The 24,585-nt window shown below is 45.6% G+C and carries 19 protein-coding genes and 2 pseudogenes; 8 read left to right on the forward strand and 13 right to left on the reverse strand.

The window, feature by feature from the left end; translation table 11 throughout:
• Nucleotides 1-311: 311 nt before the first annotated feature.
• The 11 genes from GTQ43_RS03900 to GTQ43_RS03950 form a co-directional block, all read right to left on the reverse strand.
• On the reverse strand, nt 312-659 hold the full coding sequence (locus tag GTQ43_RS03900) for an NIPSNAP family protein (RefSeq protein ID WP_265270899.1): 348 nt from the start codon (nt 657-659) through the stop codon (nt 312-314).
• Nucleotides 660-741: 82 nt separating this feature from the next.
• A complete protein-coding gene (locus GTQ43_RS03905) occupies nt 742-1,452 on the reverse strand; it encodes an SDR family NAD(P)-dependent oxidoreductase (RefSeq protein ID WP_265270900.1) in 711 nt (236 codons plus the stop codon).
• 269 nt (nt 1,453-1,721) lie between these two features.
• Complete coding sequence (locus GTQ43_RS03910) at nt 1,722-2,573, reverse strand: alpha/beta fold hydrolase (protein ID WP_265270901.1); 852 nt, start codon at nt 2,571-2,573, stop codon at nt 1,722-1,724.
• Nucleotides 2,554-4,182, reverse strand: a complete 1,629-nt coding sequence (locus GTQ43_RS03915) for a GMC family oxidoreductase (RefSeq protein ID WP_265270902.1) — start codon at nt 4,180-4,182, stop codon at nt 2,554-2,556. Before GTQ43_RS03915 ends, GTQ43_RS03910 begins: the two co-directional genes overlap by 20 nt.
• Before the next feature lie 74 nt (nt 4,183-4,256).
• On the reverse strand, nt 4,257-4,949 hold the full coding sequence (locus tag GTQ43_RS03920; protein WP_265270903.1) for an alternative oxidase: 693 nt from the start codon (nt 4,947-4,949) through the stop codon (nt 4,257-4,259).
• Nucleotides 4,950-5,065: 116 nt separating this feature from the next.
• On the reverse strand, nt 5,066-6,073 hold the full coding sequence (locus GTQ43_RS03925; protein WP_265270904.1) for a DUF4331 domain-containing protein: 1,008 nt from the start codon (nt 6,071-6,073) through the stop codon (nt 5,066-5,068).
• 519 nt (nt 6,074-6,592) lie between these two features.
• Nucleotides 6,593-7,387 carry an SDR family NAD(P)-dependent oxidoreductase gene (locus tag GTQ43_RS03930; RefSeq protein ID WP_265270905.1) on the reverse strand — a complete coding sequence of 265 codons (795 nt, stop codon included), beginning with the start codon at nt 7,385-7,387 and terminating at the stop codon, nt 6,593-6,595.
• A gap of 160 nt (nt 7,388-7,547) precedes the next feature.
• Nucleotides 7,548-7,985, reverse strand: coding sequence for a VOC family protein (locus GTQ43_RS03935; protein WP_265270907.1), 438 nt, complete (start codon nt 7,983-7,985; stop codon nt 7,548-7,550).
• Between the two features lie 185 nt (nt 7,986-8,170).
• A complete protein-coding gene (locus tag GTQ43_RS03940; RefSeq protein WP_265270909.1) occupies nt 8,171-8,740 on the reverse strand; it encodes a DsbA family protein in 570 nt (189 codons plus the stop codon).
• 218 nt (nt 8,741-8,958) lie between these two features.
• Nucleotides 8,959-9,588, reverse strand: a complete 630-nt coding sequence (locus GTQ43_RS03945; RefSeq protein ID WP_265270911.1) for a response regulator — start codon at nt 9,586-9,588, stop codon at nt 8,959-8,961.
• Entirely contained in the window at nt 9,585-15,992 is a 6,408-nt protein-coding gene (locus GTQ43_RS03950) for a PAS domain-containing protein (RefSeq protein WP_265270912.1), read from the reverse strand. Before GTQ43_RS03950 ends, GTQ43_RS03945 begins: the two co-directional genes overlap by 4 nt.
• 293 nt (nt 15,993-16,285) lie before the next feature.
• Here GTQ43_RS03950 and GTQ43_RS03955 point away from each other — a divergent pair, with 293 nt between their 5' ends.
• Nucleotides 16,286-16,441, forward strand: a complete 156-nt coding sequence (locus tag GTQ43_RS03955; RefSeq protein WP_265273791.1) for a hypothetical protein — start codon at nt 16,286-16,288, stop codon at nt 16,439-16,441.
• Between the two features lie 8 nt (nt 16,442-16,449).
• On the opposite strand, the gene GTQ43_RS03960 is transcribed toward GTQ43_RS03955, so the two are convergent.
• Complete coding sequence (locus GTQ43_RS03960) at nt 16,450-17,028, reverse strand: hypothetical protein (RefSeq protein WP_265270913.1); 579 nt, start codon at nt 17,026-17,028, stop codon at nt 16,450-16,452.
• Nucleotides 17,029-17,938: 910 nt separating this feature from the next.
• On the opposite strand from GTQ43_RS03960, the pseudogene GTQ43_RS03970 reads away from it, so the two are divergent.
• From GTQ43_RS03970 to GTQ43_RS04000, 7 genes and pseudogenes are all read left to right on the forward strand, one after another.
• Nucleotides 17,939-18,556: pseudogene (locus tag GTQ43_RS03970) on the forward strand (RNA-guided endonuclease InsQ/TnpB family protein); the annotation flags it as partial.
• An 8-nt stretch (nt 18,557-18,564) separates the two neighbouring features.
• A complete protein-coding gene (locus GTQ43_RS03975; RefSeq protein WP_414859106.1) occupies nt 18,565-18,984 on the forward strand; it encodes a relaxase/mobilization nuclease domain-containing protein in 420 nt (139 codons plus the stop codon).
• Nucleotides 18,985-19,055: 71 nt separating this feature from the next.
• On the forward strand, nt 19,056-20,123 hold the full coding sequence (locus tag GTQ43_RS03980) for a hypothetical protein (RefSeq protein WP_265270916.1): 1,068 nt from the start codon (nt 19,056-19,058) through the stop codon (nt 20,121-20,123).
• A 602-nt stretch (nt 20,124-20,725) separates the two neighbouring features.
• A pseudogene (locus GTQ43_RS03985) lies at nt 20,726-20,864 on the forward strand (IS4 family transposase); the annotation flags it as partial.
• Between the two features lie 516 nt (nt 20,865-21,380).
• Entirely contained in the window at nt 21,381-21,851 is a 471-nt protein-coding gene (locus tag GTQ43_RS41405; protein WP_321162389.1) for a helix-turn-helix transcriptional regulator, read from the forward strand.
• Nucleotides 21,852-21,893: 42 nt separating this feature from the next.
• The gene (locus tag GTQ43_RS03995; protein ID WP_265270917.1) at nt 21,894-22,433 is read left to right on the forward strand and encodes a general stress protein; all 540 of its coding nucleotides are present in this window, start codon (nt 21,894-21,896) and stop codon (nt 22,431-22,433) included.
• A 188-nt stretch (nt 22,434-22,621) separates the two neighbouring features.
• Nucleotides 22,622-23,932, forward strand: coding sequence for an NAD(P)/FAD-dependent oxidoreductase (locus GTQ43_RS04000; protein ID WP_265270918.1), 1,311 nt, complete (start codon nt 22,622-22,624; stop codon nt 23,930-23,932).
• 56 nt (nt 23,933-23,988) lie between these two features.
• Here the strand turns inward: GTQ43_RS04000 and GTQ43_RS04005 are convergent, their stop codons facing one another.
• The gene (locus GTQ43_RS04005) at nt 23,989-24,579 is read right to left on the reverse strand and encodes an RNA-guided endonuclease InsQ/TnpB family protein (protein WP_265270920.1); all 591 of its coding nucleotides are present in this window, start codon (nt 24,577-24,579) and stop codon (nt 23,989-23,991) included.
• Nucleotides 24,580-24,585 lie beyond the last annotated feature (6 nt).

Genomic DNA, 24,585 nt, shown 5'->3' on the forward strand with positions numbered 1-24,585 from the left:
TCGGTGAAAATGAGGCTCCTTGTCGGCGATGACATCGCACTTGACGTTGCCAAAAGTCGAGTCTGGCTTGTGCTTGATGCTGTCGTAGAACGCCTGAATGATGTCTTCCTTGAACTTCGGCGCGCCAACGTGCTGTTAGGAATAGAGGCGGCTTCGGCGATCAAGGTTATGTTACTAACTCCATAGTACTACCCAGATTGCGTTTACAAACTGATGTTGAATTAACTATGGTTAGGTATTGTCTGTCCACATTACTCAGCTGTGATAGTGAGGCGAGTTGTGGGTTTGAGTTCCGTAGCTCCCCCCACCGCTCACTTCACCGAGGAAAAGGCGGTCGGTGCCAGCAACTTGTTGCTGATGTTCTGCACGAGTGGACCGTCCTTCTCACTCTCCTTGCTGATCGCGATCCATTCGGGGTCGGTGAGGAATGCACTCCAGCGCTCCTCTCGCTCAGCCATGCTGTCCCAGGCAAGCATATAGGTGAGCTGCTGATTGCTCTCGCCGATTAGCGTTGTCCAGAATCCAGCCTGGCGGATGCCATGCTTTTCCCAAATCCGCAACGTGTGGTTCTGAAAGCGCGAAACCAGTGCTGGTAGTCGTCCGGGCATGGACTGATAAATGCGTAATTCGTAGATCATTCCTTTATCGAGTTGAGTCATGATATGTGCTTCTTTAAAAGCTTTACGATCAAGCAATCGTGTTTGAGAGTGTCATAGCCATTTTTCTGAGCGCAAGGCGGCGTTAGTGACCCGCACTTTGACCACCATCGACATGAAGGATTTCGCCCGTGACAAAGTTGGCTGATTCCAGGTAGAGGATTGCATCGACGATGTCAGAGATTTCGCCCATACGACCGATCGGGTGCATGGCAGCGAGCAGTGCATAGGTCTCGACAGGGTGCATTGGCGTCTTCATGTTACCCAGCGCGATCGCGTTCACCCGGATACCACGCTTGGCATACTCGATCGCCAGCGATTTGGTCGCAGCATTTAGTCCGCCCTTCGTCAGCGACGCGAGTACAGACGGTACGCCAGCGATGGGGTTGTCAACCAGGCTCGTCGAAATCTGCACGATATGACCGCTGCCCTGCTTCTCCATTTCTGCGATCGCCACTTGCGTCATGTGAAAGAAGCCAGTGATGTTAGTGCCCAGATATACCTCGTAGTCTGCCTCGGTGTATTGAGTAAATGGCTTGGCGATGAAGATACCAGCATTGTTGATCAGCGTGTCAATACGCCCAAATCGGGTCACGCCTTCGATGATCGCACGCTCGGCAGTTTTTCGATCGGCGATGTCGCCTGATACTGCGAGGATTGCATCATCATCCGATGGCTGAATTGAGCGTGAGATAGCGACCACTCGATAGTTGCGATCGCGGTACGCCTTGACAAGAGCTGCGCCGATGCCTTGCGATGCGCCGGTAATCACAGCGACTTTCTGTTCGATGCCCATAATAAAACTCCTTTATGCGTTTGAGGGGTTAATGAAACAAAGAATGTCAAAAGATTTATGCACTGCGGAAAGTCGCTCCACCGATTGGAGAACCAACAATGCCACCATCAACAAAAAGTTCAACCGACTGGACGTATTTCTTATCCGGGCGTGGGATTTTGTGACTTCAAGGAGCGATGGCTTCTCTACGAGACGCTACGCGAACGCCCGCCGCAGGCATCGCTTACGGCTTTCTTGTGATGCAGATGTTCTATAATCCAAGCAGAGCTTCAATTGTGGGAATTTTTTCTCGATAAGAACTGCAAAACTCGTCGGTTGAACTTTTCTGGATTCTCGATGAACATGAAATGTCCGCCGCCTTCAGCCGCTTCAAAGATTTCCAACTCAGAGTTAGGAATGCTTTGATTGATCCAGGACTGCGATTGCCACGGAATAATACTTTTTCTGCCACCAATAATCAGGGTTGGCTGACGAATCCTGACAATTTGATCGCGCCAGTCCGTATGAAGATGGTTGTATAGCAGCGTCGCAGCGATCGCTCGGGGCAAGCGTTGATTGCACTCGACGATCCACTCGAATTGTTCGGTTGACATCGCTGGTGTGACCATTGAAGTCAGGATGTTTCGAGTCAGTTCCTCGGCGTTGCCGTTCTCTAAGGTGTGTACTGCTGCATTGAGTTGTTCAGCAGTAAAAACTGCCCCCGACTCTGCTATTTCTTGAGCGTTCCAATGCGTTCGCAACGTTCCCAGTGGCGATTGATCAACCAACACTAACCGATCAATTTCATCTAAGCCGAATAGGTCGAGATAGCTCCAGATGATGGCACATCCCATTGAATGACCTAGTAGATGCGGCTTTTCGAGTTGCAGAGCGCCGATCAATTCCTGAATATCTTTGGATAGGCGAGAGATTCGATAACCGAACGATACTTTTTCTGACTCACCGTGTCCTCGTAAATCGACCGCGATCGTATGATAATGTTCGGCAAAAGCGGGAATTTGATCTTTGAATTGTTCTGCTGACTGCGACCAGCCGTGAAGCATCACGATCGGTTTTCCCTCACCTGTGCTGATATAGCTCATTTCAACGCCATCAGACGTTTTAAAGAGTTTCCTTTGCATATTCTCCTTTCTGATGTCTTCCACGCGCAGAGACAAGACTTTGCAAAGATTGATGGGCGATACCTACGGTAGGCTTCGCCAACGGTAATGAATGTGCAGCTTTAATTAAATCGGCGGCTTGTTCAGCGATCATGATGGTCGGCGCGTTCGTATTGCCTGTAACGATCGTTGGCATGATGGAAGCATCGACGATCCGCAATCCCTCGCTCCCATGTACTCGTAATTCAGGGTCAACCACTGCCATTGGGTCAGTGCCCATTTTGCAGGTGCCGACCGGATGCCAAAAGGTATTCACTGCTTGTCGAATATAAGCCGCGATTGCGGCATCACTGGTGACATCTAAGCCAGGAGCCAATTCCGTGTCCACGATTTCAGCAAAGGCATCAGCATGAGCGAGTTGACGAGCGATTTTAATGCCGTTGACCAGGGCTTGTAAATCAGCCTCATGCTGAAGGTAGTTCACTTGAATGACAGGTGGAGCAGCCGCATTCCCGGATTGCAACGTTACAGAACCCCGACTTTGAGGCTTGACCAAGCTCACAATAAAGGTAAAGCCTGGAATGTCAGGAGCGATCGCTGAACCAACCCAGAGTGCTGGACTGAAGAGAAACTGTAAATCAGGTGTGGTCTTATTGCTGCTGCTACGCACAAAGAATCCCGCTTCGACGAGATTACTCGTGGGTGTGAGGGGCGGTAGCGTTTGAGCTGACTGATAGCCTATGCCAACCAGCGGATGATCTTGCAGATTCTGCCCCACCCCCGGCAAATCAGCAAGCACTGGGATGTTTAAGGACTGTAGATGTTCCGCGTTACCAATACCAGAGAGCATTAGCAGTTTGGGTGAATCGAACACACCCGCTGACAGAAGTACTTCCTGGTGGACATAAACTTGATGTAGTGTTCCCTGCTGCTGATACTCGACTCCAACGGCACGAGTACCCTCGAACAATACGCGAGTGACTAACGCACTGGTTTGCACCGTTAAATTGGGACGATCGAGAATCGGGACAAGAAAGGCGGCAGCGGCACTGTGTCGCTTGCCATCTTTGATGGTTAGTTGGTACAGTCCCGCACCTTCTTGCTGTGCCCCGTTGAAATCGACATTGCGATCGTAGCCAAGTTCTGCGGCAGCTTCGATAAATTGGGCATTGATGACGGAAGGTGCGATCGGATCAGTCACGCTCAAAGGTCCATCCACTCCGTGAAATTCGGATGCGCCGCGTTGCTGGTTTTCCGATCGCTTGAAGTAGGGCAAAACATCCTTATAGCTCCAGCCTGGATTGCCGAGTGCTTGCCAATGGTCGAAATCGTGACGATTACCGCGCACGTAGATCATGGCATTGATCGCACTGGAGCCGCCCACAACTTTGCCACGGGGACAATAGATTTTTCGCCCATCAAGACCCGGTTCTGGTTCAGTCCAATACGCCCAATCAACGTCCGTGCCCAGCAAGCTTGTCCAGGCTGAAGGCGTTTGAATTTCAGGTTGAGACGCTGGATTGCCTGCTTCGAGCAACAACACAGTGGTTTCAGGGTCTTCGGTCAAACGGTTGGCAACGACACAGCCTGCCGAGCCAGCACCAATCACAATGTAGTCATAGTGAGTCATGATTCTTTCTCCTGCTTTATTGTTTTCAAAAGGCGCTACATCGACAGGCTCCCATCAATGAAGGGGGGTTCCGATCAAACCTCTCCGTCGATCGGTAAGGCTTTTGCTGCCATAAAAACCGTATGAGGACTGTAGAAGCTCTGCCGCGCATCCGGTTCCTGGAGTGCTTCTATTGTTTTCACATGGGCGCATTCATCCTCACGAATGTTGATAAACACGTCGTAAAGATTGTTCACCTGAGGATGACGAAACTTTCCCCCGGTTGCCATCTGCACCTCTTCAAACATGTAGAGATCGCCATCGCGGTAGTAGTCGATCGCCACTTGAGGAGCGGGTTGAGTTTTCAGTTCCTCCCCATGAGTTTTTAAGTAGTCGTCGTAGGTGTGATATGCATGATCTTCAATCAATTCCATCAGATAGTAAGCGTACCTGGGAGACAGCATATAAAGCAGTACGACGACCCAATAGTAAGCCACTGCAACATGTTGCGCGAGGAAGCGATCGCCCCAGTAGCGATTACCTCCCTGTGATTCCATAATTAACAGATGATGCAGTTCGTTCCAAGCTTCGGCAAAGTGTACTTTTAACAAATCTGCTCTACGCCAGAAACCCAGCGTTTCGTAAAGATGCAGTACCGAGAGATAGGAAAAGTAAGGCACACGGGCGATCGTTTCCAGCACATAAAATCGGGCATAGGAGCGATCGCCGTAGACGACATCTACAATGAATACGAAAAAACTAACAATCACTTGAATCAAAATTTTCACGGTGTATTCCTCCAAAATCAGAACACTAACCAAGGACTTCAGCTCCCTGATAGCTCTAAGCTGTAGGGGATCTCCTACGTTAATCATTTAACTGGGTTTGAGTTTGGCTCTGCCGCTTATTTAGAGTTTGGCTCTGCCAAATAGGGAAAATGGGTTCGCAATCCATCTGGCTTACCTACTCGGTCTGAGAAGGGTGTATTTGCCAGCAGGCTTAAAATCACGTCTGGGGTATCGTCTGCCAGTGCTCTCCCATTCCTTCCAGCAAACCCATAGCCGATTGGCAACTGCGGGTTATAGGTCAAAACATCAGGAAAGAGAAACTGCACTACCTGCTGCCCATAGGCTTGGGGATCGGTTGTAGTACCTGCAAGTTGAGTCACCTTGGCAGTGAATGCGGCGATCGCCTCGCCATACTTAGGAACATCCTCACGGGGCAGCGATTTGTTGTAAGCATCTTTCAAATGTTCGTCTTGAATGAAAACTTGCTGAACCAGTGGAGTTGCTGCACGGTTGATGGTTTTCCACTTGCCTTCATGCTGAATGGTCGTGGTGCCCCACAGATAAATCGTTTCAGCACCGAGAGCAGCGTTGGGTAATTCTAAGACGATCGCGGTCACATTATGCCCTGCTAAGGCATTTTGAGCCGTATTGAACACACTGGGATCGAACCGATTTTCTTCTAGAATCAGCTTGGCAAATTGCCCAAACGCCCCCAAATTGAAGAAGAAGGGATCAGCGACCAATCCCGTCCAGAGGCATCCGCCGCCATCGATCGAGATGGTCTCACCTGTATTGCCTGCCGCAATGATTTTGCCAGTACTACCATACTCTGCGGCAGCACTACCTTCCAAGCGGCGCAGTTCGATCCGCTGAATACCGCTTGAATCAGGCTCTCCAAACGTAGCGCGGAAATCAAGGTCTTCAATTACGTCAGCATTGGTATCAATTTTGAAATCATAGAGTGCGCCTGCTCGAAATGTGGTTGGCGAGACTTCACCCGCTAAAGGATTAACCGCCATGATTAAAACTGTGGTATCTGTAGATTCGCCTGCAAATACATAGACATCTGTAATGTCTACGCGTCCATCTTCCTTGGCAGTTGGGGAATCGAGATGGTGTGACATAAGCTTACGTTCTCCTTTGTTAGCGTTGTTTTCGGTATTGCTGAATAAGAGTATGAATCTACTCAAAGCCCCTTTTCTTTAGGAGAGGGGTTGGGGAGAGGTCTATTTAGCTGCGTCGCCGACTCAACCTAACCCCTGCCCTAGGGGGCGGGGGAACTGGATTTTCAAACCTTCATTCAGCAACGCCGATATATTCCTCTGCCAAAATCGGCATATTATTAGAATGTTTAGAGCTTGAAGGGAGTTGAAGATTTCTTTCTGTTTGTCTTTACTGTGTCAAAGCCGTGTTTGTTTTCTTGGGTGAGTTGATGAACTACGATACAAAACGTAGGAAGTTGGTTTGAAGCAGCGAGGGAGCGATCGATTAAAAACACTGTTTTGATATCCTCGGGATGGTTTGTTGGACTGCTTGCCAGACGAGCGATCGCGCCATCGTGATGGGCATTGTCTCCATGTCAGGTCAGCCGGAAAGACTTGTGATGGTTTGACTGACTGGATCCACAGACAGCGGTTGTCTAGTTATGAGGCGAGGTGATAGCGGGCGGCTGCATGTACCTGGTTGAAATTTGAGATCATGCTCTGCCGAGCAGTGTCAAAGGTTTTCCACTGGTCTGCATCGGGGAGCGATGGGATGGTCACGGTCTCATGGCGATCGAAGCCAACAAGGGCAGCATCCACCAGTTCATCCACTTCCATAGTAGGCGGTACCGCATTCATATCCCAACCCGCTCGCTCCCAGATTTCCGTCCGTGTTGATGCTGGTAGCACAGCCTGGACATAGACACCTTTGGGGCCAAGCTCAAGGTGGAGACCCTGGGTGAGGAACAGGACGAAGGCTTTGGTTGCACCATAGATGGTCATACCGAATTCCGGTGCTAGCCCGACCACCGAACTGATGTTAATAATCGCGCCATCGCCTGTCTTGGCGAACCGTGGGGCAACCGCACTCGTAAGCCGTGTCAGCGCTGTGATGTTGAGGTTGATGATTTTAGCCACCTCGTCCGGGCTTTGATCTGCGAAACTGCTGGCAGTACTGACACCAGCATTGTTAAGTAAGATACTAATGTGCGCGTCAGAACGTAACCGCTCCTCCACCTGGGCGAGTTCACCAGCATCGGTGAGATCCGCCTGAAGGATGTCAACTGCCACCCCGGTTTCCCGGCGTAGTCGTTCGGCTAAAGCTTCCATTCGGGTGCGATCGCGCGCTACCAGCACGAGATCGTAGCCACGCTTTGCGAAGCGATCGGCATAGACGGCACCGATTCCACTGGATGCTCCAGTAACGAGTACGCTCTTATTGACTAGTTGGTTCATGGTATTGCTCCTTTGTGAATATGTACAAACATTTCTTAGTGAATAAATGGGTTGGAGATAACTTGGTTTTTCCAACCGTCTTCCTATGCCCCAAATTTGGGAGGCTCAAAGTGAGGCACTCCCAATGAATGATTCCATTCCGCCCTTGAGCGATTCATGTTTACCGTCCGGGGGCCCGCGTCTTCACCTCTTGGAGCAACCAACCATTGCCGTCTCGATCGCTGAACGAGGCAAACGAGGCATAGTCACGACGTTGTGGATCGGGGCCAGGTACTCGTCCCTCGGTTCCGGCGTGGTGGAAGACCCCGCCCACGTCGTGGAACACCTCACTCACCTCGACACCCCGATCGACGAGTTCGGCGCGGGCTGCCTCGATGTCGTAAACGATGAGGTATAGACCCTGAACTGAACCGGGCGCGGCTAATGTAACACCACTGCCGAAGATGATTGAAGCCTCCGAGCCAGGAGGGGTCAACTGCACCACTCGGAAGTCCTCATCGGTGACAAAATCGGCATCTAGCCGCCATCCCAAAGTTTTATAGAAGTCCTTGGCTTGATCGACATCGGAGACGGGCAATACCACAACTTCGAGTTTCATGTTTTGACTGTTTAGGGAGTTACTACTCATTTTGTTCTCCTTTAGGTTGATGGGTTTGATGTTCAGATTGGTTAGTTTTCATTACTTCTGCGATCGCAATGCGACCATCGCTCAATTCAGAACACTCAAGTTCTTTGAGCAAAAACGCAACTTAATCGTTCTGCTTTGAATTGTGTGATTGAGGATCAAAGCACTTCATTACTTGCAGCGATAATGGCTGGCATTAACTGCTCCATGTTCCAGCGAGCGCGATACCGAATTCCATTAATAAACAAAGCTGGTGCAGTCACGACTCCACTTTGGCGACCACTTTCGATATCTTGATTGATGCGGTCAACATGGACTTGTTTGGAGATATCCTGCAAAAATTTGTAAATGTCGAGACCTAAATCATTGGCATACTCAACGAGATAGCCGTTTCCCAATGCTTCTTGGTGGTTGAGCAGCATCTCGTGCATCTGCCAAAACTGACCTTGCGCTCCTGCTGCTTCCGCTGCTTCAGCTGCCTTTTGTGCTTGAGGATAGATTGAATGTTCAATAAAGTGACGAAACACTACACAAATCGAATTTTTCTCAGTCAGCCCGGAATTGAAATCTTGCACAATTGCCTGAATCAACTGATGCATTTCCCGGGACTGAAGACATTGGTAATTTCCATATTCCACGAGTATGATCGGGGCATTGAGCATCCCCTGATAGCGATCGCGTTGGGAAGGTGGAACAAAAAGTTGATTAAAATTACTATCTTGATTCATCGGTTTCTCCCCCCTGCTCCCTGCCCCCTGCCCCTTGTCCTCTTCATTGACTCCTATCTGTGATTCTTCCCGACTCCGTTATTTCTATGTCTTTAGCTTATGAAACTAATTCAGCTTTGTCGCCAACTCAAAGTTGAGTAATTGAAGCGATGAAACAACAGTTGCTTACTATCTCTAAAACTAACCCTCAACCGAACTTAAGTTCAGTTCTGCTTGTTTCACAACTTGGCGAGTCCCCGCTTCAATGCAGTAATCACCGCTTGAGTGCGATCGCTCACGCCTAATTTGCTCAGAATTCGGTTGATGTGAAATTTGACAGTACTTTCAGTAATATTCAAAGCCGCAGCAATATCATGATTACTCAAGCCAAGCACCATCTGACGAACAACCTCTTGTTCTCGATCGCTCAACTCTGGAATGTTCATCCGTTCCACCAGTTTGGCAGCGACTTCGGAAGGAATATATTGTTGTCCTCTATGAACAATATGAATCGCATTCAGGAGTGCATCCGGTTCAGCGTCCTTCAGCAGATAACCTTTGGCTCCGGCGCGTAATGCTCGATAAATATCTTCGTCCCCGTCATAAGTGGTCAGTACAATCATCCGGGCATGGGCGAATTCAGCGCAGATGGCGACGATCGCATCAACGCCGCTTACCTGGGGCATCCGCAAGTCGATTAAGGTGACATCAGGCTGGAGTTGTTTATATTGAGCGATCGCTTCCTGCCCGTTACCCCCTTGACCTACTACCGTCATATCCGGCTCATTCTCAATCATTGCAGCCAGTCCTTGCCGGACAATCGAGTGATCGTCAACAATCAAAACGCGGATTGCTGTAGACTGACTCATACTGATGCCTCCCGATGTACGGATACGATCGTTTCTGTTCCCTGCCCCAGTCGGCTCTCAATCGAGAGTTGTGCCCCAATGCGTTCCGTTCGTTCGGTAATCCCCAGTAAGCCAAACCCCCGATTTAGAATTGTATGGTTGGCTTCAAATCCTTGTCCATTGTCTTTAATTCGTAAGAAGAATTGCGTTGGTTCATAAATTAATTCAATCCGAATTTCCTTTGCATTCGCATACCTAATTGAATTCGTAAATGCTTCCTGTGCAATTCTTAGAAGATTATTTTCTGTTTCCGGGGGTAACGTATAGGCCGTGCCAATAATATCACAAATCAGGCTGGTTTCGGTTGAAGATTGCATGGTAGCTACAAATCGTTGCAGTGCCGTCCACAGATTGCCATCTTCTAGGGATTGGGGACGCAGTGCTGCAACAGAGCGTCGAGCTTCTGCCAGCCCAGTGCGGGCCAAATCTCGCACGATATTAATGTGTGTTTGAATTGCTTGGGGGTTGGTTGCCACTAAGCGAGACACGGTTCCCATGTGAACCAGAATCCCCGTAAAGGCTTGCGCGAGAGTGTCATGAATTTCGCGTGCCATGCGGTTGCGTTCCTCTAAAATTGAGGCTTCTTCGGCACGTTTGCGATCGCTGATATCTGTAATCAGACCATAGTATCCTTTCACTTGACCATTGTCATCGAAATCGGGGATGAAGGAATTACTGACATATTTCTTGCCATACACACAGGGCATTTCTGTCTCATAGGTTGTGATTTGCCCTGCCAGCGCTTGATTGATATACGGTTGTACAACTTGATAAGCCGCCTCACCCAAGTTTTCGCAAATATGCTTCCCCAGAATCTCACCTCGACTACGGTGAAACCATTCCTCGTATGTGCGGTTGACAAACCGATAGCGCTGGTCGGCATCTACATAGATGATACAAACAGGTAGAGCGTCCGTAATCACTCGTAATTCCTGTTCTCGTAAGCGAAGCTCATCGTAGACATCGCGCAGTTCTGCTTGGCTTTGCTGTAAAGCTGCCGTCCTTTCAGTTACCTGTTGCTCTAAGGTGCGGTTGTAATCCGCTAGCAGTTGCTCTGCTTGTTTGCGCTTAGTGATATCTCGTGTCACCTCCAAGAGCGCAATGACCGTTTGGTTCTCATTTCGCAAGGGGACAGTGTGGGTTTCCAACCAGCGATGCGTTCCCTTCAGTCCAACCATTTCAAACTCTAGCACCCCAGACTCGCCCTGAAAGACACGTTCTGTCAGGGCTTGCCGTGCGGCACGGTGCTCCTCAACCACAAGCGGATAAATTGATTTTCCCTGCACCTGTTCGAGAGAATCTGCCTCAATTATGGCGAGTCCTGCCGGATTCATGTCCAAAAGTGTACCATCAGCCGCCACGAGCTTCACACACTCTGGTTCGGACTGTACAATCGTTCTCAGCAGAGTCTCACTCTTCGCCAGTTCTGCTTCGGCACGTTTTCGCTCGGTGATGTCTTGAAAGGTGACGAGCGCATAAACCACATTGCCCTGTTCGTCAAATACTGGAGTTCCCCATGCCTCAACTGGAATGGTTGCGTTATTTTGATGAATTTCTACGTCGTCAACTCTGGTGCGTTCGCCGCTCAATGCCCGGATGATTGGCAGTTGCTCAGTTGGATATATCTGCTCCGTTCCTGCCACATAAAGTTGATAAACCTCTGCAATTTGCTCCGGTGCTAACAAAGGATCGATCTCTTTGCCCATTAACTGAATTCCCCGTTGATTGGCGTAGTATGGGCGACCAGTCGCATCCACTATTCCAATTCCTACCGGAACCGCTTCTAGAAATTGAGCCATCTGACTTTCGCTAGTGCGTAGCTTTGAATAGAGTTTGGCATTTTCGATCGCAATGGCTGCCTGAGTAGATAGTAGATTTAGAAGTTGCGATCGCTCTGCTGTAAATGCTCCAGTTACTAATCGATTTTCCAGATACAGCACACCAACAAGTTTACTTTGATTCAACAACGGCAAACAAAGAAGTGATTTCGTTTGGTTCTGCTGAATATATGGCTCATTAATGAAATTTCCTTCACGAGTTGCATCATTTAAGATCACAGATTCATGAGTCCGAATCACATAATGAATGATGGATTCGGGTAAGCGATTTACCATTGAAATCGATTGCAATACTTGTGTAGCACAAAGATTCGCATTACCATTGAGTTCACAAGCAGCTTCAATCGCCCATTCTCCTACGTTTTCTAAAATCAAGCATCCAGTTTGTGCCCCGGCATTCTCAATTAATATCTGCATCAAAGAATTGAGTAACTGATCTAGTTCAATTTTACGAGAGATGGCTTGGGATGCTCTGATCGCTGTTGCTAAATCGAAAGCAATAGATGAGGTGTTAGAAGTAGTTCCGGCAATGGTGTGAACTGGTGTGGGAGACACATTCAGCGACTGAGGAAAAAACTGTGGATAGCGAGTCTCTAAATCTTTGGCTTTTGCGGTTGCTCCCCACCGCTCATAGCAGTAATGGGCTTCCTTCATATAAAGTTGAGCAAACCTTTCTCGACCACGAGCCAAGTAATGTTTGGCAGCTAACTCATAGCCTAAAGCTTCTTCTTGAAGGTACTCGTTTTCTTTAGCACCAAAAATTGCTTGTTCGTAAAACTCCTCTGCCTCAAAAAACTGACCGAAAACTCGTGCTTTCTCTGCCTCAACTAACTGAAACTTATGCAAAAAATTCATGGGGGCGTGGTGTGCCCATTTCTGCATTTTTTCCTGGTTGGCGTTAACGCGATTCAACCAAGCGGCTTTTTCAGAGTTTGAACCATCCGCCAACAAGCTCAGAAATATTAGAGACTCATAGAAATGAAATAGAGGTACAGAGATTATTGCTGTGGCTGCACCTAAATACTGTTCTGCCAAAGTAGCCGTTTTTGCAGCTTGCTTATACTCCCCGAACAGATAGCATAAAATCAGCTTATTTAAGTAAAAGTAGTGAATGCTAGTTCCATCCTTGACAGCGATCGCCCGTGATATTGCTTGCTCTTCGTCATAGATACAACCCACTAAGCGACTTGGATTTTCAGATTGACCTCGCAGGTTAAGGATCGTTTGCTGCAACATTGCCAGCCAAGTGGAAGCAGTCTCTCGTCTAATTTGATTGGTGGCTTGCCGATAAATCGCTGTTTGTTGTTCCAGTTCTGTCAGTTCTTGTCCGGCAAAAAAGGGGTAATAACATAGGCTGAATGCACAATAACTCGCAAATTCAAACTCTCCACTTTCTATACCGCTTTGATAAGCCTCAGCTAAGATAGGGAACGTCTCTTTAAGATGGTCTTTCCAGTGAATTATATGAAAATTCACCATCAGCAATACTTTGCAGTTACCTTTCTTATTACTTAATTTTTTCGCTAAATTTAAGGATAGTTTGCCAAATCGATAGCCCAGTTCAAGGTCTTGTACAACTCCACATAGCATCATGCCATAAGCAGCATAACCGAGAAGCGACCAGATGGCGTTTCCATTGGCGATCGATAAATTCACCATCTTGCACACAATCAGCACCATCAAAGCGGGTGACACATTAAAAGCCGCACCCACTGTGCTTACTAAAATGTGGATTGCTGCCAGTGGCACAGGTTCAGTCATCTCTGGCAGATCAATCAAATCTTCGATTTCCCGCCCAGCCAATTGTGAAGCGGTTTCCTCTAATGCTGCTTGAACGTCTAACTGACTTGGAGCTTCTACTAAACTAATTCCCAAGAGTTGCAGCACTTCCAAGCCATGTTTAAGGGCTTCTTTAGGGTCGCCCCGTGACAGCCATGCTTGAATTCTGCTATCGTAAGCTTTCACTTTATCGAGCGCCGTCCTCGCACAGTTAAGCACTTCTTCTACAAGCCGCTCCATTTCGTCAAAGTGACCACTGAGGTATGCTGCCTCTGCTGCCTCTGAATGCAACACCAAAGTTAGGTCATACTCACGCTGCCAACTTTCCACATTAAGGAGTTTAAGCCCTGCATTGAAATACTTGAAAGCCGCTTCATAAGCCGTCGCTGCCAACGCTTTCTGACCTGCTTGCCAATTCAGTTTGGCAATCTCATTCCGTTCAGATTGCTCACTAATTAACTCGGTTCCATAATTCAGTTGGTCAACAATTTCAAACAACCGCTCTGCTAGCTGCTGTGGCGAAGTCTTTTCGAGTAAATTGCGACCGATTTGCAGATGTACTCCAAGTTTTTGCGACTCATCGATTAAGGTGTATGCTGCTTGCTGTACGCGATCGTGCAAAAACTTATATTCTTGAACTAATAGGTTTTCGTCTAATTCAGATATAGGTTGAATTAATCCAGCTTGAATGGCTACTAGTAAATCTAGAGAGATTGCTTTAGGAGATTGTTCGCAAACGATCGCTAACGTATTTAAATTAAATTCAGCACCGATACAGGCTGCTAACTGGAGAATTTGCTGTGTTTCTTCTGGTAATTTATTTAACTGGATCAGTAGCAACTCCACCACATTATCGGTAATATCCTGGGCTTGAATATCAGCAATGTTCCATTCCCAGCATAAGTGTTGTGCATCAAAGGTCAGTAGATTTTCGCTATGCAGCATTCTTAAAAATTCACCGACAAAGAACGGATTGCCCTCAGTTTTACGCAAAACTAACTCAGCTAAGGGACGAACGATGTCTGCATTCTGATGTAGCGTCTCGGCAATCAACTGATTCAACGGACCCAGCGTTAATGGTGCTAAGATGATTTCCTGAAGCACTGCCCCTTGTTTTCGCAGTCTTTCTAGCGTTAACATCAACGGATGAGTTGGATTTACCTCATTATCTCGATAGGCTCCAATTAAAAATAGGAATTGGGTTTGTTCATCAAGCAACATCAGCTCGATTAACTTCAGCGTTGCTGAGTCTATCCATTGCAAATCATCTAAAAAGATCACAAGCGGGTGTGACTCTGAACAAAACACCCGCACAAATTTCTGAAAAATTAAATTGAAGCGATTTTGAGCTTCCGTTGCTCCAACTTCCGCTACGGACGGCTGCTTGCCGATAATTAATTCAACTTCCGGGATGATATCAATGATAATTTGTCCGTTGGTTCCCAAAGCCGTTAGCAAGCGCGATCGCCATTGTTGAAGTTGCTCGTCTGGTTCACCGAGCAATTGTTGTACCAATTTTTGCAGGGCATTTGCGATCGCACTGTAAGGAATATTGCGCTGAAATTGATCGAATTTACCCCAAATAAAATAGCCGCGCTTTGCGGTGATTGGTTTATAAAGTTCCTGCACTAATGCTGATTTCCCAATTCCCGCATAGCCAGAAACCAGCATCATTTCGACTTTGAAGATTTGATTGTCTGTTAGTTTCTGTTCTGAAGTTTGTTGTACAAGATTTTCTGAAGCAACGCGACTCTCCTTCCCTGCGGGAGACTGCGCCAACGGACACGCTACGCGAACAAAAGCCGCTAGTAACATTGCAACTTCCTGATCTCGTCCATAAAGTTTTTGGGGAATTTGAAACTGATTCCAAACATCTAATAGACCCAGTTGAATGCTATTAATTTGCCCGATTTTTTTTAATTGGTCAGCACAAATTTCTAAATCTGCTTTGATACCCCAAGAACTCTGATAGCGATCCTCCGCATTCTTTGCCATTAGTTTCAAAACGATATCTGAAACTGCTTTGGGAATCGTTGCCTTCAGTTCATGAGGCGGAACAGGTGATTTGGCAAGATGACAATGGACAAGTTCAAGAATATCTGTTGTGGCAAACGGTAACTGTCCAGTGAGCAGTTCATAAAACGTTACGCCAAGGGAGTAAAAATCAGTACGATAATCAAGCAAACGGTTCATGCGTCCGGTTTGCTCTGGAGATAAGTATGCAAGAGTGCCTTCTAGAACATGAGGATTTTTGAACGTTGGATTGGTGCGGTTAAATCGAGTAGCAATTCCGAAATCAATAAATTTAACGACCCCAGTATCTAGATTGAAGACAATATTGCTAGGGCTGATATCTTTATGAATGACACCAGCAGCATGAATTCTGCCCAGAATACCTGTGAGTTTAATGGCAAGGGATAGAAAAGCTGATAAGGGCATAGGGCAGAAATCTGGACGCTGCTGTATCCATCTCTCCAGAGACTCTCCACCGAAATCTTCTAAAAGAATAACGAGTGTGCGCTGATATTCCTGCTGACTATATGCCTCGATCGCGCCTTCTAAGTTAAGCGATCGCGTAATTTCATATTCCTGCCTGTAGCGGGTGAGTTCTGATGCTGTAGGATAGTCCTGTTTGAGAATTTTAAGAATAACAGGCGTGCGATCTGACAGCTTGATGCCACGATACACCACATAATTATTGCTGGAGTATATCTGAGCATCAACCGCAACGTCAGGTAGCGTAATCATTCTTATCACCTTGTCAAAGCATAGAAAGAACCGCAAGCCCAAATAGAATTAATGCTTATTATTCAAGTTCTACTTTGAGAAGTCAATCTATCTATCTATCTATCTATCTATTATGTATGTGCTGGGAACTCCGAATACTTGTAAATCATGGGAGGATTTAGACACTCTTGCACGAATTGATAAGCAGCCCAGTCGAATTATCACACCATCCCTCATGAATTGCTTCCTTGACTCGTGCGATCGCTAGTCGAAAGTATTGCCATCAGGCTGAATGAGCGAGGTAAGTTTGACAAATGAATTTATCGCCAAAGAAATCAGGTCGAGAGATGTTTCGTTTAAAACGATTTTGTCGCATTGCTACACGGTATGACAAAAAAGCTGATAACTATCTTGCATTGCTAACACTAGCTTCATATCATCCTGCGGCTCTAGTTTTAAACATACCCTAATAATTCCCTCACTCCAGACGAAATCCTGCATCAACTTCTATTTCTGCCTTAGCAATTGGGTCATCCTCATCATCATTAAAGAAACCATCATCTTCAGAATCTTCTTCCAAAATATTTGACCCTACTGGTTCTGCCGTAACAGGTAACGAGACAGGACTTGGCTCAGTGGCATCAAAAAAAGAAACCGAAGGAGGAACCAAATTAGCTGAAACAGGAGTTATTCCTACTCCGTTAGTTCCAACTGTTGGTTGTAACCCAGTTGCAGCCTGCGAGAAAACTCCACTATGAGGATTAACAAGAACTACCTGGGGCAACCCCTCCATCCCAAACGTCCGTTTCATCTTAATTATCTGAACTTCCAGTTGCGCGATCGCATCATGGAGGGCTGACTGCAATTCAACACCGGATACCCCCGCAGCAGATAGCGCAAACGGTAGGTAATACGCCCGCAGCGCCTCACATACTAACTCAGTTTGCCCTCGCTTCTTCGACTGGAGATAGCTAATTACTATACCGTCCTCCATATCTTTATTCCGCATGATACGCGCCAACTCAACCGAATCAGCTGGCTTACTCGCTCTTGCCATAACTTCTCTTCTATATAACGTGCAAATCAAGCTTCTCAGTAAGCTATTTGTCAATACTCATACTTTAACCATACGATGGGAGAACTCACCCCCGTATTTACTCCTAACTACCCCAATTCACACACTAATTACCCCAATCAAGTGAAATTGGGTTTGATTTTTGTCAATCAAAATAAATAATTAACTGAAAAATAAACTCTGACAATTCCCATAATTGAGGTATTCTGAGGGCAAATTAACCCAATTATTTCAGCATTACGTCAAAGGTTAATCAGCTTGGCACATAACCCCATAACCCTCTCTGTATATGATTTACTACAGTCGCCCTCCACAACAGACTATTGCTGTCTCTGTACACTCCTATAACTAAAACAAGGTATGTTTAGTAGGGTCATTTTATCACTAAGGTTATTATCAATAAACTAGATTAATTGACAGTGCCTTTAATACCAATCGTCTTATCTTGTATCACAAGATGCTACCTTTGTAATATATTTACTGTTTGATAAATAAACAGATTGAAAAATAATACCTATAAATAATTGTAATTACGTATAATTTAATTCACGATAATGGATAGCACCCACTACGCGATAGCGTTCGCGGAGCGTCTCGCAGAGAAGCGCCGACCTGTCGGTTCGCACGCTGGCGACATAACCATACAATCTCTACAACCTAACAATTGCAGCATTAACAATAAGGTTTACCGAAAAACTGGGTTTAAAGCCCCGTCCTTTAGTACCGGTTTTTCTTCATCTTTAGACCTCTAATCAATTCTCTAAGAACATCGGTTTTTGTTCGCCCCACTAATTCGCAATATTCTTCAAGAATCTGAAACTCAAATTCTTCGATCCTAAAGTCTAATCGCTTCTTCATTGAGGATTCCGGCTATATGCTGTACAATATTAGCATGAAAACATTGAAGTTTAAACTCTATCAGCACAAAAGAAATAGATACCTCAAGCGCATGATTAACGCGAGTGGGGTAATCTACAATCATTGCATTGCCCTACACAAGCGATACTATCGGATGTGGGGCAAACATTTAAGCTGTGCAAAACTTCAATCTCATATTGCCAAATTAAGAAAACGTAATTCTTTTTGGCAAACAGTAGGTTCTCAAGCAGTGCAAGATATTTGTCAACGCATTGAGAAAGCCTATCAGTTATTTTTTAAACACAACAAGAGAGGAGTTCGATCACCGGGATTTAAAAAGGTCAAGAAGTACAAATCATTCACCCTTAAGCAAGCAGGTTATAAGTTTTTGGGTGGCAATAGAGTCAAAATTGGTAATCGTGTTTATCAGTTTTGGAAGTCCAGGGAGATTGAGGGAACAGTCAAAACTTTAACTATAAAGCGCACACCATTGGGTGAGTTGTTTATGGTTGTGGTTGTTGATGAGGGTAGCAATCCAGAAGCCAAATTCACGACTGGTAAGATAGCGGCATTTGACTTTGGGCTAAAGACATTCCTTACTTGCTCAGATGGTACAACAATTGAATCTCCTCAATTCCTTAAGCAATCACTATTATCTCAATAGCACACCGCCCCAACTATCATGAGCATTTATCAGACAGCCAGTACAGCTATGTAGCAAGGGAATATCTCAAAGATATGGGATACTTACCCAAGGAAGAATCATCTGTAGCAGCTACGAGTCAGTTCGTTGCAGTACGCCACCACGAACACCTGCACATAATTGCTTCCCGAATTCGGTTAGATGGCAGTTTAGTTAATGATTCCTATGATTATTTCAACTCCCAAGTCTCAACTAGACGCATCGCGGCGGAACTAGGGTTGGAGGTGACACCGACAACGAATGAAGCTGTCACCTCTAAGTTACAGCAAGAGTATGGCATAACTGCACTCACCAGCCCCAACCGCTCGAAAAGTATTAGAGCAGTCAACAGTAAGCACAAAACCCCAACAAGTAAGGAAATTTTCGCCAAGCAATAGGAGAAGCCATCAAGGATAGTCCCACTGTCTCCACCTTCATCCAACGCTTGGAGGAAAACAACATTGGGGTATTGCCTAAAATGCGGGGGGAGGAACTACTAGGCTTTACCTACATCCATAATGATGTGAAAATCGCTGGTTATCAAGTATACAAACCCTATAGTTGGAACAAACTGCTGTCTGAATACGGAATAACATACGACCAAGAGAAAGATAAGGAAGTAATTCAACAAGCTAAAGCCAGAGCAATTAACCGCATAAATACTAATAGCACAAGCAATAATGAGTACTTGTATGCTGATAAACCTACTAGCAGCAGTACAAGTGATAGTAATGGCGATACCGATAGTAACTCCAAAATACTTGACAGTACAAAAGTACTAAATAGTAATTATCCAGATCAAATTTCGATAATACAACCAAAATTAGAAGATAAACCCACGTCGGAAGCAAATAAGGTTAAGAAAAAAGTACAGCCGCATCTGAAGGAACAGCACCCACAACAGGATATATCAGAAGAAAACCGTCTATCCACTGCTCAACAAATCCTGCAAGAGCAATCTTCCCCTACTGCCCCTTTTCCTAACCTTCTCCCTTCTAACCTCAAATATCTGCCTTCTACAATCACTGACTATATGCTTGTTACCAATAATTTCCGTATCAAGGGACGGGAATTGAGTGCCAGCTTAGATGCCAATATTCTGACTGTTTACCGTCATGGGGATAATACTCCTGTGATGCAAACTTGCTATAGTCAGGGAAACTGGTACGAAGAGATACCAACTCGACTAACAACAAACGAAATCGAGCAGATTGAAAGCTTGCGTATCTTTACCCAAGAAGTATTAATGGGTAAGTTGCGATCTGCGCTTCGCAGCAGCGCAGATCGCAAAGAGGTAGCAATCGCACAATATAAATTAAACAACACTAACTTTACAGGCAGTCCGAAAATACCAGGATATAAATCCAAGGATGGACGTTGTGTTTTAATTTTCACTGATCAAGCAACTTCTAAGAAAGTATTTAAAGAGTCAGGGCAGATTAAACTTAGCGCTATTTACTACAGGTTTGACACTCGGATAAAACAATCGGAGTATTGCCAGTCTCGCATAGTGCCAAAAATTGACCACTATATTTGACTATACAGAACTGAACTATTGAGCAATAGTAAATCTGTTGGTAGAGAAAACTTAATCCACAGTGCCATTCGGCTGTGGGTAAAAACTCGTTGGGAATTACTATAGTCTTTACGAAGTGTTCAAATTTGAACACTTCGTTAAAGACTATATCCGGGCTCAGAGCTATTAAATATCTCAAGATTTTTAGCTATGACCATTTGCTTAAAGACCGATTGATTCAACTTGGCACTGTTCGTCGTGGCGCACCTGTTCTCACTTTACGTTTAATCGAAATAAAAGTTGGTAAAACCAGCTATTCTTATATTATTTTTGTCCTTGATCCACAAGTTTTACCTCCTTACGGCGTCGCTGATTTATATCGAAGAAGATAATCCTAAAAAGCTTTTCACACTGTTAAACGCTTATTAGGATTATCTTATCTGTGGACTGGCTCTATTAATAGTATCCGTCAGGTTAGCGCCAAGAAATTCTTAATCACCAAACCATAAGTAATCGTTATCGATACTATGTCTGCTGGTTAAAGAATTGTGTATAAACAAGTATTAAAACATATAAGTATTTTAGCAATCGCTCTTTGGAGAAAAACTTTTTGGTTTACTGACCGTGGTTTTCGATATGTTCGTGAAATGTTAAAAATACTTCCTCAAAAGCCTGAGCCTATTTTATTAGCCCAAATTTTTGCCAAGCTCACTTATGCGCGGACGTATCCATTCCCTTTCCACAGGCGTTGAACCCTCGTAAATTGGCTAAGGTATTGAACTTTAGTATGAATTTAGATTCCAACCTTAGTTGGAGCTAACCTTACATTGATATATGGACTGATTCATCAATCATTGTATTGTACAAAAGTTTCAACTTTGAGTGGACGACAAGTTAGAGTTAATTGCATATATTTAATTCAGGCAAATATTGAGAGCAATTTAGTTGCAATATTTCAGTTTACTTGACACAAAGAGAGTAAGAAGAGGGTTGTATGCTCAACGCTGATACTGAACATACAGTATCAGTGAGCCTTGACCGTGACCTGATATTTTCCAATTCCTGTCTGATATATCTAACAAAGTGTACATTGCTCGCATCAATGTTCGCGTTTTGGCAACAGCACGATCAGCTTTACGTCATCGTCAGATCAATTGTGTTATTGATTCTTATTCATGGTCTTCTGGTAACAGAATAATTTCTCAGTATTTCAAACAGCTTAGATCATCTACGAATTGAGTCAGTAATCTCAATCAATATTTCGTTGAGGATAATTTTATGACACGTATGCCATTACTAGTTGGAGATGATTTTGAGTATTCCAAAGTTCCAACTCAGAGTAACTTTTTTGGAAATTCTCCTATTAATCATGCACTCACTGCTGTCGCCCAAGAGGTTGCTAGATTGCTTCAACACGCAAATCCTGTTCAAGCTGATGGCAGCAACCATGCTGAAACAATTGCAATTCGAGCCATAGAACCGGAATACAGCCAAATCCTTACTATTGAAACGTTGACTGAGCGAGAGTTAGAGATATTGCAACTGATTGTTGACGGGTACAGCAATGATGGAATTGCCCAAAATTTGTACATCAGTACAGGTACGGCGAAAACCCATGTTCGCAATATTTTGAAGAAATTCTGTGCGAGCGATGCTGAAGGCAAGGCTTCTCTACGAGAGGCTACGCCAACGCCAACGCACTCAGGTAGCAATCCGGGCGCTGTGTGCGATCAGGTCTTGTCCACTTAAAAGATAATGCTGTTTAATTCTCACTCATAAGGAGTCAAATCTATGTTGTGCAAACACGAAACTGTGAAAGTTTTTCCATCCCATGTTGAAGCAGAAACCGCCGTATTAGAACTGCAAAAAGCGGGCTTCGATATGCAAAAGATTTCGATCATCGGTAAAGACTATCAAACCACTGAACATATCCGTGGCTTTCTCACCTGGAAAGATACGGCTAAAGCTGGAGCCGGAGAAGCCGGTTATTGGGGCAGCTTTTTTGGTGGACTATTTGGCATTCTCACAGGGGTTGGTTTGCTGTTTATTCCAGGAGTTGGCCCTGTGATTGTAGCTGGACACGTTGCCGGAGTGCTGGCAGGTTGGCTCGAAGGTATGGTTGTAGGGGGTGTAGGAGCTGCTGTGGCAGGGGGGCTGGTAGGTGCCTTTGTAGGATTGGGAATTCCCAAAGAGCAAGCCCTGAAGTACGAGACAGAAATCAAAGCTGGTAAGTTCATGGTGATTGTCTCAGGCACAGATGAGGAAATTGATCGAGCGCAACAGATTCTAACTAGGGTAAATCCTAAAGTTGCTCAAGAAGTTGTTGTTTAAATTAACAGTAGCCACACCTTGTAATGTCATATTTTATTTCTGACCTAATCTCTTAATTATGCCGTCTCTAAAACTCTGATCGTTCCAGAGCTTTATCTTTATCACAGGAATCAGTCGTTAGTGTACATTTTGGTTCCAATGCTACTCGTGCATGATTGCTTGTTGCTGTTTATCCACCACTTACTAAAATGAACTCTTCTCGCCCTACAGTGATTGTCGGAGCAGGCTTCGTAGGTCTTTTTACAGCGTTGCATCTGCGTCATCAGCAAGACTTGCGCTCGATCATTTTGATTGATCCGCAAGAACGGTTTGTCTTCAAGCCAATGTTGTATGAACTATTGACAGGTGAATTGTCAGAAGATGCCGTTTGTCCGACTTATAAAGAGTTGCTGCAAGGCAGTGATATCAACTTTGTACAGGACAAAGTAGTGGCGATCAACCTGCAAGAAAAACGTCTTGAGTTAGTTTCTGACTCAGATTATATCTACGATCATCTGGTCTTAGCTGTTGGCAGTATTCAGGGTTATTTAGGAACAGAAGGCGCACAAAAAAACGCATTCGCATTTCGGACACGAGAGAATGCGATCGCTCTGGAACGCCAGTTACGAGAATGCTTGCAACGTGCGAGCCAAACGGATGACGAAACACAACGGCGATCGCTCCTCACGTTTGCTGTCGTTGGGGCAGGCCCGACAGGGGTAGAAATGGCAGCAACCCTGGCAGATTTGTTACCCGACTGGTACGCCCAACTCGGCGGCGATATTCGTCAGATTCGCATTGTCTTAATCAATCATGGCAAGACGATTCTCGCAGGTGATGTCAACGCGGGTTTGCAGGAAGAGGCTCTCCAAGCTTTCAGAACTCGAACAATACCTGTTGAATTGATATTAGGCGTAGGGGTGAAAGCGGTTGCTCAAGACCACCTGGAGTATCAACCTGCCAACAGCACTGAGATAAAAACGCTGTTGACTCAAACCACCATCTGGACAGCCGGGACAGCCGTGAACCCACTCATCCAAAATCTCAAGTCCCAAATTCCCGCAGATCACCTGGATAAACATGGGCTACCGCTTGTCACCTCAACTCTGCAACTACTGGATTTTCCAGAAGTGTTTGCCGCAGGCGATTGCGCGGACGTGCAGCCACAACCCTTACCGGCTCTAGCCCAGGTGGCATATCAGCAAGGTGCGAGCATTGCTCACAATTTGATTGCCCTTGCTAAAGGAGCATCCCCTAGCCCAGCCCATGTGAGTCTTCGGGGTAAGCTAATGAAATTGGGTTTAGGAAATGGGATAGCAACCTTGTTTGACAAAGTGCAAATAACTGGCAAACCTGGCGATCTAATTCGCAGTGCAGCGTATTTGGAAATGCTGCCCACCCCACTGCATGACTTTAAGGCAACCACAGAATGGCTCAAGGAAGAAACTTTCCATCGCTATCACAGACCCAAGATGAAGCCAGAAACCACCGCAAAACAGCCTCTCTCTTCGGTTGAATAACGAGAGCGATCGCTCATCCATCTGTGTATGCCACTGGATTAGAGTGAACAACCTCCTCACCGCCGCCAAGCGAAAACTTTGAAGAGATTCCCAACATCCAACCCCACAGCATTATCAACTGGTTGCATGGTTTCATTGGTCGGATCATCAATCCGCAAACTGACAAACCAGCGTCCAGAAGGCTCAAGCCTAACCATGATAGTGCTAGGTTCACACCCCTTGGGCAGATGCCTAGACCAATTAATTGGTAATGGTTCAGAACACTTTGCCAAATAGACTTGTCCATCCTTCCACCGGAAAGCAGATTTGGTAAACTCTGCACTACCACCGCTACGCTTCTTTTTGAAGTTGGGATATTTCGTCCTGCCCGCAAAGAAGTTGGTAAACGCTGTTTGCAGATGTCTCAATCCTTGTTGCAGTGGCACACAGCTAACCTCATTCAAAAACTGGAGGTCATTAATTTTTTTCCACTGCGTCAACATAGCAGAAGTTTGAACGTAGTCAACTCGTTTTTGCCTCTCGTACCAAGCTTCGGTTCTCGCTGCCAAGGCTCGGTTAAACACCAACCGCACACAACCAATTGTCCGGCGCAATATTTGTTCTTGCTCCGTGGTTGGGTAAAAGCGGTAGCGGTAGGCTTTTTCCATACCTCA

Source organism: Nostoc sp. KVJ3 (assembly GCF_026127265.1).
GTDB lineage: Bacteria > Cyanobacteriota > Cyanobacteriia > Cyanobacteriales > Nostocaceae > Nostoc.

Coding starts and splice junctions, on each gene's coding strand:
- GTQ43_RS03900 (WP_265270899.1), bottom strand. CDS start 659: ATGACTCAACTCGATAAAGGAATGATCTACGAATTACGCATTTATCAG.
- GTQ43_RS03905 (WP_265270900.1), bottom strand. CDS start 1,452: ATGGGCATCGAACAGAAAGTCGCTGTGATTACCGGCGCATCGCAAGGC.
- GTQ43_RS03910 (WP_265270901.1), bottom strand. CDS start 2,573: ATGCAAAGGAAACTCTTTAAAACGTCTGATGGCGTTGAAATGAGCTAT.
- GTQ43_RS03915 (WP_265270902.1), bottom strand. CDS start 4,182: ATGACTCACTATGACTACATTGTGATTGGTGCTGGCTCGGCAGGCTGT.
- GTQ43_RS03925 (WP_265270904.1), bottom strand. CDS start 6,073: ATGTCACACCATCTCGATTCCCCAACTGCCAAGGAAGATGGACGCGTA.
- GTQ43_RS03930 (WP_265270905.1), bottom strand. CDS start 7,387: ATGAACCAACTAGTCAATAAGAGCGTACTCGTTACTGGAGCATCCAGT.
- GTQ43_RS03935 (WP_265270907.1), bottom strand. CDS start 7,985: ATGAAACTCGAAGTTGTGGTATTGCCCGTCTCCGATGTCGATCAAGCC.
- GTQ43_RS03940 (WP_265270909.1), bottom strand. CDS start 8,740: ATGAATCAAGATAGTAATTTTAATCAACTTTTTGTTCCACCTTCCCAA.
- GTQ43_RS03945 (WP_265270911.1), bottom strand. CDS start 9,588: ATGAGTCAGTCTACAGCAATCCGCGTTTTGATTGTTGACGATCACTCG.
- GTQ43_RS03950 (WP_265270912.1), bottom strand. CDS start 15,992: ATGATTACGCTACCTGACGTTGCGGTTGATGCTCAGATATACTCCAGC.
- GTQ43_RS03955 (WP_265273791.1), top strand. CDS start 16,286: ATGAATTTATCGCCAAAGAAATCAGGTCGAGAGATGTTTCGTTTAAAA.
- GTQ43_RS03960 (WP_265270913.1), bottom strand. CDS start 17,028: ATGGCAAGAGCGAGTAAGCCAGCTGATTCGGTTGAGTTGGCGCGTATC.
- GTQ43_RS41405 (WP_321162389.1), top strand. CDS start 21,381: ATGACACGTATGCCATTACTAGTTGGAGATGATTTTGAGTATTCCAAA.
- GTQ43_RS03995 (WP_265270917.1), top strand. CDS start 21,894: ATGTTGTGCAAACACGAAACTGTGAAAGTTTTTCCATCCCATGTTGAA.
- GTQ43_RS04000 (WP_265270918.1), top strand. CDS start 22,622: ATGAACTCTTCTCGCCCTACAGTGATTGTCGGAGCAGGCTTCGTAGGT.
- GTQ43_RS04005 (WP_265270920.1), bottom strand. CDS start 24,579: ATGGAAAAAGCCTACCGCTACCGCTTTTACCCAACCACGGAGCAAGAA.